The organism is Alicyclobacillus sp. ALC3 (genome assembly GCF_028751195.1).
Lineage (GTDB): Bacteria > Bacillota > Bacilli > Alicyclobacillales > Alicyclobacillaceae > Alicyclobacillus_L.
In genome coordinates this window covers 256,187-268,493 of the sequence record NZ_CP066784.1, presented here as the reverse complement: position 1 = coordinate 268,493, position 12,307 = coordinate 256,187, and the positions used below count along the sequence as shown (strand labels likewise).

The window sequence follows — 12,307 nt, the reverse complement described above, 5'->3', positions numbered from 1 at the left end:
GGAGGCCTTTTCGTGACGATTCGCGCCGGTATTCTTGGGACAGGATCCGCACTGCCAAGCCGAGTCTTGACCAACGCAGACCTCGAGCAGATGGTGGATACAAACGACGAGTGGATTGTCACGCGCACGGGAATTAAGGAACGGAGAATTGCAGCGCCTGACGAGGCGACTTCCGACTTTGCAGTGCCAGCAAGTGAGCGGGCAATGGCGATGGCCGGCGTGCGAGCTGAAGAAATTGACTTGATTTTGGTCGCGACAGTGACGCCGGATACCATGTTTCCATCTACGGCCTGTGTGGTACAGGACCGTATTGGCGCGACTCACGCTGCCGCCTTTGACCTTTCAGCGGCGTGCAGCGGATACCTGTATGGTCTATCAGTCGCGTCCGCGTTTGTCGCGACGGGTCAGTACCGATATGTACTGGTGATTGCGGCCGATGTGCTCTCGCGCATTGTGGACTACACAGACCGCAGTACTGCGGTGCTGTTTGGGGACGGTGCTGGCGCAGCTGTCGTGGGTCCTGTTGAAGGAGACAGAGGCTTACTTGCCTTCGACTTAGGTGCGGATGGAAGCGGCGGGAAGTTTCTGCACATGCCTGCTGGCGGGTCGCGGATGCCGGCGAGCTACGCGTCAATCGATGCGCACATGCACTATCTGAAGATGGAAGGCCAAGAGACGTTCAAATTCGCTGTTAAAGCGATGGCTTCTTCGACGGAGAAGGTCCTTGAGCGAGCCGGATTGAGCCGTGAAGAAATTGACGTCTTGGTGCCTCATCAGGCGAACATTCGGATTATCGAGGCAGCACGGAAGCGATTTGGACTCGATGAAGACAAGGTCGTTTTGACCATTCACAAGTACGGAAACTCATCGGCATCTTCGATTGCAATCGCGCTCGACGAAGCCATTCGTTCAGGCCGAGCAGAACCTGGCCATGTGGTTGTCCTCGTTGGCTTCGGGGCTGGGTTGACGTGGGGGGCTGCGGCGGTTCGACTGTAATTCGACTGGAAGGAGACATATCAATTTGAAGTTGGCATATGTTTTTCCTGGACAAGGTGCGCAGTACGTTGGTATGGGACGCGAACTGATGGACAGCTACGAGGTGGTCCGAGATACCGTGCGCGAGGCCGACGACGCGCTTCCGTTTTCACTGTCAAAACTGTTCCTCCAAGGCCCGGAAGACCAACTGCGGCTGACCTACTACACGCAGCCAGCACTGCTCACAGTCAGCGTGGCGGCGTGGCGGCTGTTTGCCACGCTCGCCGGTGATGCAGCGGTGCCTGTGGCTGTCGCCGGACACAGTCTAGGCGAGTACTCAGCCCTCGTTGCAGCAGGGTCGCTTGACTTTGAAACGGCCGTGCAGCTTGTATACAAGCGTGGTCAATTAATGGATGAAGCGGTTCCAGCTGGTAAGGGTGCGATGTCGGCGGTCCTCGGACTGGATGAAGCCACCTTGCAGGAAGTTTGTGTTGAAGCGTCAAATGGCGAGGACCTTGTAGAACTGGCGAATCTCAACTGCCCGTCACAAATCGTGATCTCGGGTACTACGGCGGCGGTGGCGCGGGCCAGCGAGTTGGCCAAGACGAAGGGGGCGCGTCGAGTGCTTCCGCTCGTTGTAAGTGGTCCTTTTCACTGCAGTTTGATGAAGTCGGCAGCGGGCAAACTAGATGACGCCCTCGCGGCTGTGGACGTAAAGGAGGCAAGCGTGCCGGTCGTGGCAAATGTGGATGCACACCTGCGTGCGCAGCCGGACGCGATTCGCGACGCGCTGGCGCGTCAACTGTATTCCCCGGTGCGTTTTGAAGACGACGTCCGGGCAATCATGGAACTCGGTGTTGAAGGTTTCGTAGAGTTTGGGCCGGGTACTGTGTTGTCTGGATTGATCAAAAAGGTTGACAGAGGAATTGTTACCTGCCACGTAGAAGATGAAGCATCGCTTAGAGAGACACTGGCTACAGTCGGCCGGTGACAGGAGAGCGTCTGGTGAACGACAGATGATGGTCGACAGGGGGCGATGGGGTCGGGACGGGTAGCGATTGTGACAGGCGCTTCGCGCGGGATTGGTCGCGCGATTGCTGTTGAGCTAGGACGGTCCGGGACGTCAGTCGTGGTGAACTTCGCGGGCCGAGAGGATGACGCTAGGCAGACAGCGCGTCTGATTGAAGATGTGGGTGGAGCTGCGATTGTTGAACAGGCGAATGTAAGTGTTGCGTCAGAGGCGCGCAGGTTGGTAGAATCAGCGTTGGCTGCGTTTGGGCGTTTGGACGTCCTGGTCAACAACGCCGGTATCACGCGTGACGCGCTGTTGGTGCGGATGAAGGACGAGGACTGGGACGCTGTGCTCGACACCAACCTGAAAGGGGCGTTTCACCTCATCCGCGCAGGCGCGAAACAAATGATGAAGCAGCGCTATGGCCGCATCGTCAACGTCAGTTCTGTGGTGGGTGTTACTGGGAACGCCGGGCAAGCCAACTATGTGTCCGCGAAAGCAGGACTGATTGGCCTGACCAAGGCGGCGGCTCGTGAACTCGCTCCGCGAGGCATCACAGTGAACGCGGTCGCGCCTGGATACATCAGCACAGAGATGACTGCATCTCTGCCTGCCGATTTGCTTGAAGGTTTGCAGTCGCAGATCCCACTCGGGGCAGTCGGGCTCCCAGAGCAAGTTGCGCGCGCCGTCCGCTTTCTTGCTTCCGACGATGCAGATTACATCACGGGCCAGGTCTTGAATGTCGACGGCGGGATGGTCATGTAGTATACTCACTGCAGGAGGTGAAAGCATGTCCGATACGTTTGAACGCGTAAAAAATGTCATTGTCGACCGCCTCGGTGTAGATGAATCGAAAGTTGTCGCGGCGGCGACCTTCAAAGACGACCTGGGGGCTGACTCCCTGGACGTCGTGGAACTCATCATGGAGTTGGAAGACGAGTTCGATATGGAGATCTCTGACGAAGACGCTGAGCAGATCAGCACCGTAGGAGATGTAGTTACATACATCGAACAGCACCAATAAAGGACGGATAGCGCTGCAACGACAGTCCCGAGCGAGAGCCGGGACTTTCTATTCGAGGCGCTCTGGAATATAGAGGTAAATGTTTGCGGTGTAGGGCATTGGCCTGTCCGTCGTGACCGCGGGAACGATGTGGGGTGAAGGAATGACACGACGTGTCGTGATCACCGGTACAGGGGTAGTGACCCCACTCGGCAATGACGTGCCGACCTTCTGGTCCAACGTTGTTGCAGGTAAGTCCGGTGTATCTTTGATTGAAGCGTTTGATGTTTCTGACTATCCTGTTCGGATTGGTGGCGAAGTTCGCAACTTCGATCCGGCACAGTACATGGACCACAAAGAAGCTCGCCGCGTCGACCGATTCGCACAGCTGGCCGTGGCGGCGAGCGTGCAGGCTTTAGCTGAATCGGGTCTGCGCATTACGGACGAGAACGCAGACCGTGTCGGTGTGTACATCGGTTCAGGCATTGGCGGCATTCACACGCTGCTCGAGAACTACCGTGTGTTGATGGAACGTGGGCCCAAGCGTGTGAGTCCGTTCGTTGTACCGATGATGATTCCGAACATCGCGTCCGGACAGGTTTCCATCATGTTTGGAGCGCGCGGACCGAACAGCACGTCAGTGACTGCGTGTTCGTCCGGTTCACATGCAATTGGCGACGCGTACAAGCTCATTCAGCGAGGTGTGGCGGATGTCATGATCGCTGGCGGCTCGGAAGCTGCGATTGTCGACATAGCCCTTGCAGGTTTCAGCAACGCAAAGGCGTTGTCGACTCGCAATGATGAGCCGGAGCGCGCATCGCGGCCGTTTGACGCCAACCGCGACGGCTTCGTCATGGGCGAAGGCGCAGGTGTGCTCGTTCTTGAGGACCTTGAGCACGCGCTCGGGCGCGGCGCGACGATCCTCGGTGAGATTATCGGCTACGGTTTGACTGGCGATGCTCACCACATCACGGCGCCGGCGCCAGAAGGGCGCGGCGCGAGTAAGGCCATGAATATGGCACTAGACGACGCTGGTTTGGAGCCGTCTGACATTGACTACATCAATGCTCACGGAACGTCTACAGACTTGAACGACAAGTTTGAGACGATGGCAGTCAAACGCTCGTTTGGCGAACACGCGTATCGCGTTGCCATCAGTTCCATCAAGTCCATGACAGGGCACCTGCTAGGTGCCGCGGGTGGGGTTGAAGCCGTGGCGACGTTGAGGACGATTCAAGCAGGCATTATTCCACCTACAATTAATTATGAAACACCGGATCCCGACTGTGATCTGGACTATGTCCCGAACCACGCCAGAGAGGCGGTGGTCAACACAGCGATGTCTAATTCGTTTGGGTTTGGGGGCCACAACGCGTCGCTCATCTTCCGCAAGTACGCGGATTAGGTGCACGGCCGTGCTATTGACGCATCCCCGGCGTGAGCCGGGGGTTTTTCTTATCGGGCCCTTGTGACCCTGTGATTAGACGGGTGGTTTGCGCATAAGGAGTTGGGGTTATGTTGAATCAGTGGGAGGAGCTTCAGGTGCGCGCTGGCGTGACCTTTCAGTCTGTTGCCCTGCTGAAGCAGGCATTTACACATGCCTCGTACCGCAACGAACACCGAAAGTCAGCTATGGAAGACAATGAACGGTTGGAATTTCTTGGTGATGCTGTGCTCGAACTTGTCGTGAGCGACCACTTGTACCGTGCCCGCCCAGACTTGCCAGAAGGTGAGTTGACACGCATGCGGGCAGCGATTGTCTGCGAGCCCGCACTCGTCCGGTTTGCCCGCCGTCTTGGGTTTCATCAGTACGTACGGCTCGGCAAAGGAGAGGAGCGGTCAGGTGGTCGTGAACGTCCGGCACTGCTCGCCGATGTATTCGAGGCGTTTATCGGTGCGCTGTATCTCGACCAGGGCATGGAACCGGCTAGGCAATTCGTGCATGACCATGTCATTGCAGTTCTACAACCTGACACAGTTCAACCAGATTACAAGACGACCCTGCAGGAGCGCGTGCAACAACAGGCGGGTCGTGAGTTGCGCTACCGCATCGTGGAGGAGCGTGGCCCCGCGCATGCGCGAGAGTTTGTCGCTAACGTTTTAATCGGAGAAGACGTGATGGGGGTTGGCGCAGGGCGTTCAAAGAAGGAAGCGGAACAGAGCGCCGCTCGATGTGCGCTCGGCGCCATGAACGAGCAGTTAAACGGGGGGCTGGACGGTGTTCCTCAAGCGAATCGACATCCTCGGGTTTAAGTCATTCGCGGACAAGACGGGGGTCGAGTTTTCGTCTGGCATCACAGCAGTAGTGGGGCCAAACGGAAGCGGAAAGAGCAATATCTCCGACGCCATTGTATGGGTCCTCGGCGAGCAGAGTGCTCGCAGTCTGCGCGGCAGTAAAATGGAAGATGTGATTTTCTCTGGGAGTGACAGCCGCAAGTCGATTAACTTCTGTGAAGTCTCACTGACATTAGACAACGCGGATCACCACTTGCCTGTTGCGTATGAAGAGGTCACTGTGACCAGGAGGCTGTATCGGTCTGGGGACAGTGAGTACCTAATCAACCAGACGACCTGTCGCCTGCGGGACATTCACGAGTTGTTTATGGACTCAGGGCTTGGACGGGAATCGTACTCGATTGTCGGGCAGGGCAAGATTGAGCAAATGCTCTCGACGAGACCTGAAGACCGACGTGGGCCGTTTGAAGATGCAGCGGGTATCGTAAAGTTTAAATTCCGGCGGAAAGAGGCCGAGCGTCGACTCGAGGAGACGGCGGCCAACATTGTGCGCGTAGATGATATCTTGGCCGAACTCGAGGACCAGGCTGGACCGCTCGAGAAGGAAGCTGCCCGCGCCAGAGAGTACGAAACACTGCAGATTCAGTTGCGAGACGTAGATGTCTCGATTCTTCTTCACGATGTTTCAAGAATGCAAGAGCGCTTGCACGGAGTTACCGAGCAGGTGGGGGAGTGGACAGGCCGTCGGACCGAAGCGGCCGCAGCACTGACAAATTCCCAAGTGGGTCTCCGTCAGGCGAGGGGAGAACTGGAAAGACAAACAGCAGGCGTCGAGACCATACAGCGTCGCCTGATGGGCGCGGTAGAACAGAGACAGCGAACCGAAGGTGATTTGGCACTGCTGCAAGAACGCCTCGCGGGTGCACAGAGAGAAACGGAAGACAAGGCGGAGCAGTTGCGTCAACTCGAAGCCGAACGTACGGATATTTTGGCTCAGGCTACGGTGCAGCGCAACCGCCTGCAACAACTTCAGGGTGTGCTCGAGTCAAAAACCGCAGAACTTGAGGCTGCTGTCCACGGTGTCGACCCTGCCGTGAAGAGCGGCATTGAAGCGCAGATTGAGCGGGTTAACAGCGAAGTCATCGAAGGACACCATCAGCGAGCTACGTATCGTAACGAGATGAAGGCTGCCGACGAATCGCTGCAGAGTGAAGAGCGGCGGGAGGCCAGATTCACGTCAGAGTTGACCAGGTGGCAGGCAGAGATTGATGCTTGTACGTCCGAAATCGCGCTTCTCATGGATAAGAAAACAGCAAGTGAAGCTGCGTTGTCTGTGCTGTCGCGACGGCAGAATGAGTTAGGTGAAGCGCTCAAGCGCTGCGTCCGCGACGAAGCGCAGGCGACAGCGCTCATGCACCAGAAAGAGTCCAGCGTAGCTTCGCTGCACTCGAGGCTTGAACTGTTGAAGGACTTGGAGCAGGGCTATGACGGTTATGCCCAAGGTGTCAAAACGGTCTTGCAAGCAGCGTCAAAGGGTCGGCTTGACGGCGTTTTCGGCGCTTTGGCGGGGCTCATCTCCGTCCAGCGCGAGTACGAACAGGCCGTGGAGACTGCACTCGGAGCGGCGCAACAGAATATTTTAGTCGCTACCGAAGCGGCCGCACGTCAGGCCATTGCCATGCTGAAATCGCGCCAGGCGGGACGAGCTACGTTCATGCCTTTAGATGTCGTGAAAGGCCGTCAGCTGTCCGATTCAGACCGACGGCTAGCGCAGACTGTGGACGGGTTTGTTGGCACGGCGAGCGAACTCGTGCAAACGGATGTGCGTTTCCGGGTGGCTGTAGAGCACTTACTCGGGAACGTGTTGGTGGCTCGCACGCTCGAAGCGGCGAACGAGATGGCGCGCAAACTCGGCTACCGCGTGCGGGTCGTAACTGTGGACGGCGACGTCGTCAGTCCAGGGGGCATTATGTCTGGCGGCAGTCACACACGCAAGGGCCCTGGACTTCTCGGACGTACGCGTGAACAGAAGGACCTAGCCGCTCGTCTTGCGGATACTGAGCAGCAGTTGGCGGAACAACGCGAGACTCGCGACGCTTTGCGCGCAGAGGCAGAGCAACTGCAAGTGAATGCGCGCAAGGTGGAGAACGACGCGAGGGAACTGCGCAGAGCGATGGACCAGTGCGACGCGTCGATTCGCGAGTGGCGGGCGAAAGCGGAAGCCGCGTTTGAGCGTGTGGAGGGTTTGCGCTGGGAACAGGAGCAGGTTGTCGCGGGTCGAACGTCGTGGGCTGCCCGACGTGACCAGGCCGAAACGAAACTGGCGGAGACAGAACTCGCCCTCGCGGCACTTGAACAAGAATTGAAGGACCTCCGGTCCGCACTTGACACTTGGGACGCATCCGTTCAGCAAGCACAGGAGTCGATGACTTCTCTCAAAGTGGAAGTGGCGACCCTGACGCAGGAACGGTCGAGCTTGAAGGAGCGAATTGCGGAACTCGACCTACGCCAACGGCGGCTGAACGAGCGCAAGGTCCTGTTGCAACAGGAACTCAGGGCTGCACAAGAAGTGATTGCCGCAACACAGCAGAGCATTGAGCAAGGGGGTCAGACGGCAGTCGAGACCGCCAATTTGGTCGCTCTGCTGGAGGCAGAACTGGTGACTTGGCGTCAGGGCAGGCAGGACCTTGAGGCACACGTACTCAGTGTAGAACAGCAGGTGCAGCGGGAACAAGCTGTACTTACGGCAGCTGAGGAGCAGGTTCACCGTGCGACTGCGGCGGTCGAACGGACAGACCTCGAACTCAACCACTTGCTCGAACGCCTTGGCGAACAGTATCAAATGACTTACGAGTGGGCTTCTAGCCACTTCGAACCAGCCCTTGACCTCGAAGCATCCCGGCGAACTGCCGACGGACTGCGCAACAAGATTCGGGCGCTTGGTGATGTCCGCCAAGGTGCAATCGAAGAGTGGGAGCGGGTGTCCGCACGGATGAATTTCCTCAGTCGGGAGCGAGACGATTTGCTCGCTGCGAGGGCGCAGTTGACAGACGTGATTGGAGAAATCGACGAAGAGATGTCGAAACGCTTTGTCACGACGTTCGAACAGATCAAGGCCGAGTTTCAAGTGATGTTTAAACTTCTGTTCAACGGTGGGCGGGCTGACCTGACCTTGACCAATCCGGACGACCTACTGTCTACTGGCATTGACGTGATGGCGCAGCCGCCGGGCAAACGGCTGCAAAACTTGAACCTGCTCTCTGGCGGGGAACGGGCGTTAACGGCTATGGCGCTGTTATTCTCCATCTTACGCGTTCGACCTGTGCCGTTTTGCGTGTTAGACGAAGTGGAAGCTGCACTCGACGAAGCGAACGTGGTGCGCTTCGCGCAGCAACTGCGGCGGTTTTCCGATGAGACTCAGTTTATCGTCATCACGCACCGCCGCGGTACGATGGAAGAGGCAGATGCGCTGTACGGAGTGACGATGCAGGAGTCCGGTATTTCCACCATGATTAGCGTGCGGCTGGACAATGAACCGGAGACTGAGACTGCGTGAGGTGAAAGCATGGGTTTGTTTGACCGTTTTCGAAAGGGCCTCGAAAAGAGCCGCTCGAACATCTGGGGGCGCCTTGGTGGATGGCTGCAAGGGAACCGCATTGACGCCCAGTTTTACGACGATATGGAGGAAGCGCTACTAGCTTCTGATGTTGGCTTCGATACGACCATCTGGCTCGTCGATCAGGTTCGGCGGCAGCAGCAAAAGGAACGCATCAGCGACCCAAAGGAATTGCCAAGCCTGCTTGCGAACGCGATGACGAAGGCGCTGTCTGGGGTGGACTCACAGATGCAATTCGCTGCAGAGGGACCGACATTAGTATTGGTGGTTGGCGTCAACGGGGTTGGGAAGACGACATCCATCGCAAAGCTCGCCCACCACTACAAGTCAGCAGGCAAGAAGGTCATATTGGCCGCTGGCGACACGTTCCGTGCAGCGGCGATTGAACAGTTAATGGAATGGGGCGCGCGTGTTGGGGTCGACGTCGTGCGCCAGTCTCCCGGATCTGACCCGGCGGCAGTTGTGTTTGACGCGATTGCCGCTGCCAAGGCTCGCGGTGCAGACTTGATCATTTGTGATACAGCGGGTCGGTTGCACAACAAAGCGAACCTGATGGCCGAACTGTCGAAAGTGTACAAAGTCGCGGCGCGCGAGCTCCCGGGGGCGCCTCATGAGGTGCTGTTGGTGCTAGACGCGGTGACTGGACAGAACGCTGTAAGTCAGGCGCAGGTCTTCCGCGAGGCGGTTTCTGTCAGCGGAATCGTCTTAACTAAACTGGACGGAACGGCAAAGGGCGGAGTGATTCTGCCGATTGTTCGCGAGCTTGAGATCCCGGTGAAGTGGGTTGGCTTGGGTGAGCAGATGAACGACCTGGAAGTGTTTGACGCGAAGGACTTTGCTGACGCGATTTGTTCGTCCTAAACGGCTCAGGAGCAGTAGTTCTACCTGTAAAGGATGTGAGCTTGACAGTGGACGATCACGCCCGTATGATGGAAAAGGTCACGCGCGTCGGAGATTTGTATGACTTTTATGGTGTTCTCCTGACCGAACGACAGCGGCAAATGGTAGAACTGTCGTACTTGGACGACTGGTCACTCGCTGAGATCGCATCACACTTTGACGTCAGTCGTCAAGCTGTGCACGACAGTTTGCACCGAGCGGTACAGCAACTTGAAACGTTTGAAGCGTCGCTGCACTTGCTTGAGTCTCACCGTCGCCAGCGGGAACAGGTGCAAAGGCTGACGGTGGCTTGGCAACAGGTGGAGGGTGCTGTACCGGAGGCGGTGCGCGAGGAACTCCGTGCTTGCATCACGGCCTTGGCGAAAGAGTTTCAAATGGAAGCGGGGTGAGCGCCGTGTTCGAAGGGTTATCAAACAGTCTGCAAAAAGCTCTCGGAAAGCTCAAGTCCAAAGGGAAGCTGACAGACGAAGACGTACAGGCTGCGATGCGTGAGGTGCGCCTGGCTTTGCTCGCCGCAGATGTAAACGTCAAAGTGGTTAAAGACTTTGTCGAACGCGTGCGCGAGCGCTCCATTGGGCAAGAGGTGCAGAAGAGCCTGACTCCCGGCCAGCAGGTGGTCAAGATCGTACACGACGAACTGACTGCTTTAATGGGCGGGGAAGAGGCGCGTCTGAACATGGCTCCGAAACCGCCCACTGTGGTGATGCTTGCTGGCCTTCAAGGGGCTGGGAAAACCACGACGGCGGCGAAGTTAGCCTTGTCGTTTCGGAAGCACGGTCATCGGCCGATGCTTGTCGCCGCGGACGTGTATCGTCCGGCCGCAATCACGCAACTGCAAGTGCTCGGCAAGCAAATCGACATTCCAGTCTTCGATATGGGTACGCATGAAGACCCTGTGCGCATCGCGAAAGCCGGGATGGCGGAGTCTGAGCGGCTTGGGGCAGACGTCGTGATCATCGATACGGCTGGTCGTCTGCACGTGGATGACGCGTTGATGGACGAACTGTCACGCATCGGACAGGCGGTGTCGCCAAATGAACTGCTCCTTGTCGTCGACGCGATGACAGGACAAGACGCCGTCCACGTTGCACAGACGTTTCATGAGCGACTGACGCTCACCGGGGTGATTCTCACCAAGCTCGATGGTGACACACGCGGCGGCGCCGCACTGACGGTGCGGGCGGTCACAGGTTGCCCAATTAAATTCGGTGGCACCGGGGAAAAAATTGAACCACTTGAGGTTTTTCACCCGGATCGGTTGGCGTCGCGGATTCTCGGTATGGGCGATGTCATGAGCCTGATTGAGCGGGCGCAAGAGACAGTCGACATGGAACAAGCGGAAGAGATGCAAAAGAAACTTCTGTCCGCGCAGTTCACACTCGATGACTTTCGCGCGATGTTTCAGCAGGTCCGCAACATGGGACCGCTGGATCAGATCATGAAGATGATCCCGGGCGCCAATCAATTAAAAGGCCTGGAGAACGTCAACCTTGACGACAAGCGGTTCCAGCGAATCGACGCAATTATCTCGTCGATGTCGAAAGAGGAGCGAGCGGATCCGAATGTGATGAACGCCAGTCGCCGCCGCAGAGTCGCCAACGGCAGCGGCGTGACGGTCCGTGAAGTCAACCAGGTGTTGAATCAGTACGAGCAGACGCGCCAAATGATGAAAAAATTCGGCGGCGGGATGGGCAAGAAACTGGGTCTACGTGGTGCCCGCAAAGCGTTGAAGTCAATGGGCAATGGAATGGGCGATCTCGCCGAACTTGGTGGGAGCGACACTCAACTGGCGGATATCGGTACCGGACTGGCAGGCGGCGGGAGCGAGACTCGTCGCCGACACAAGAAGAAGAAAAAGCGTTAAGCAGGAAATTGCGACGCTTGTATGGAACACCCATTTACGCGGTGATACCGCAGAGGAGTTGGATGAACAATGGCAGTGAAGATTCGTTTGAAGCGTATGGGCGCCAAGAAGTCTCCGTTTTATCGTGTTGTGGTTGCAGAGTCTCGTTCACCGCGCGATGGCCGGTTTATTGAAGAAATTGGTACGTACAATCCACTGACTGATCCTGCTCAGGTTTCGATCAACGAAGAGCGAGCGCTGCGCTGGTTGCAGACAGGTGCACAACCGTCCGATACGGTACGTGAACTGCTCCACCGTGCAGGTATCCTCAAAAAGCATCATGAGGCTAAACTTCAGAAGTAGTCGCTGTGGCGTCGTGTCCGTTGGACGCGGCGCCTCCTGGCATTGTTCGCTCGCCTGGCATACTTGCATGAGACAGCCAGCGAGATAGGAGGGTATGTATGAAGGAATTACTCACGTTCCTCGCGCAGTCCTTGGTCGAGCACCCGGAGGCAGTGTCTGTCACCGAAGAAGATCGAGATGACGTCACCGTCTTCCACTTGACGGTGGCTCCCTCCGATTTGGGTAAAGTGATTGGACGGCAGGGTCGAATCGCAAGAGCGGTGCGAAACGTCGTCAGTGCGGCGGCGTATCGACAGAGCAAGCGCGTCATCGTCGACATCCATGAGAACTGACTAGAAACGTGACGAGGGCTGTGCAAAC

12 protein-coding genes are annotated in these 12,307 nt (G+C 57.2%); all 12 read left to right on the top strand.

Annotation, left to right across the window (positions count from 1 at the left end; translation table 11 throughout):
• Positions 1-12 precede the first annotated feature (12 nt).
• The 12 genes from JC200_RS01230 (at position 13) to JC200_RS01175 (ending at position 12,279) form a co-directional block, all read left to right on the top strand.
• Positions 13-996 carry a beta-ketoacyl-ACP synthase III gene (locus JC200_RS01230; RefSeq protein ID WP_274434368.1) on the top strand — a complete coding sequence of 328 codons (984 nt, stop codon included), beginning with the start codon at positions 13-15 and terminating at the stop codon, positions 994-996.
• A gap of 25 nt (positions 997-1,021) precedes the next feature.
• Positions 1,022-1,966 carry an ACP S-malonyltransferase gene (gene fabD / locus JC200_RS01225; RefSeq protein WP_274434367.1) on the top strand — a complete coding sequence of 315 codons (945 nt, stop codon included), beginning with the start codon at positions 1,022-1,024 and terminating at the stop codon, positions 1,964-1,966.
• A 45-nt stretch (positions 1,967-2,011) separates the two neighbouring features.
• Positions 2,012-2,752 (top strand): 3-oxoacyl-[acyl-carrier-protein] reductase, encoded by a 741-nt coding sequence (fabG, locus tag JC200_RS01220; protein ID WP_274434366.1) that lies wholly within the window; start codon positions 2,012-2,014, stop codon positions 2,750-2,752.
• A 25-nt stretch (positions 2,753-2,777) separates the two neighbouring features.
• Positions 2,778-3,011, top strand: coding sequence for an acyl carrier protein (locus tag JC200_RS01215; RefSeq protein ID WP_274434365.1), 234 nt, complete (start codon positions 2,778-2,780; stop codon positions 3,009-3,011).
• A gap of 142 nt (positions 3,012-3,153) precedes the next feature.
• Positions 3,154-4,395, top strand: coding sequence for a beta-ketoacyl-ACP synthase II (fabF, locus tag JC200_RS01210; protein WP_274434364.1), 1,242 nt, complete (start codon positions 3,154-3,156; stop codon positions 4,393-4,395).
• A gap of 110 nt (positions 4,396-4,505) precedes the next feature.
• A complete protein-coding gene (gene rnc, locus JC200_RS01205) occupies positions 4,506-5,243 on the top strand; it encodes a ribonuclease III (protein WP_274434363.1) in 738 nt (245 codons plus the stop codon).
• Positions 5,209-8,781, top strand: a complete 3,573-nt coding sequence (gene smc, locus JC200_RS01200; protein WP_274434362.1) for a chromosome segregation protein SMC — start codon at positions 5,209-5,211, stop codon at positions 8,779-8,781. The genes rnc and smc overlap by 35 nt, the downstream gene beginning before the upstream one ends.
• A gap of 9 nt (positions 8,782-8,790) precedes the next feature.
• Complete coding sequence (gene ftsY, locus JC200_RS01195) at positions 8,791-9,702, top strand: signal recognition particle-docking protein FtsY (RefSeq protein ID WP_274434361.1); 912 nt, start codon at positions 8,791-8,793, stop codon at positions 9,700-9,702.
• A 47-nt stretch (positions 9,703-9,749) separates the two neighbouring features.
• Complete coding sequence (gene ylxM, locus JC200_RS01190; RefSeq protein ID WP_274436435.1) at positions 9,750-10,130, top strand: YlxM family DNA-binding protein; 381 nt, start codon at positions 9,750-9,752, stop codon at positions 10,128-10,130.
• Between the two features lie 5 nt (positions 10,131-10,135).
• On the top strand, positions 10,136-11,605 hold the full coding sequence (gene ffh, locus JC200_RS01185) for a signal recognition particle protein (RefSeq protein ID WP_274434360.1): 1,470 nt from the start codon (positions 10,136-10,138) through the stop codon (positions 11,603-11,605).
• Between the two features lie 69 nt (positions 11,606-11,674).
• Positions 11,675-11,947 carry a 30S ribosomal protein S16 gene (gene rpsP, locus JC200_RS01180; protein ID WP_274434359.1) on the top strand — a complete coding sequence of 91 codons (273 nt, stop codon included), beginning with the start codon at positions 11,675-11,677 and terminating at the stop codon, positions 11,945-11,947.
• Positions 11,948-12,045: 98 nt separating this feature from the next.
• Positions 12,046-12,279, top strand: a complete 234-nt coding sequence (locus JC200_RS01175) for a KH domain-containing protein (protein ID WP_274434358.1) — start codon at positions 12,046-12,048, stop codon at positions 12,277-12,279.
• Positions 12,280-12,307 lie beyond the last annotated feature (28 nt).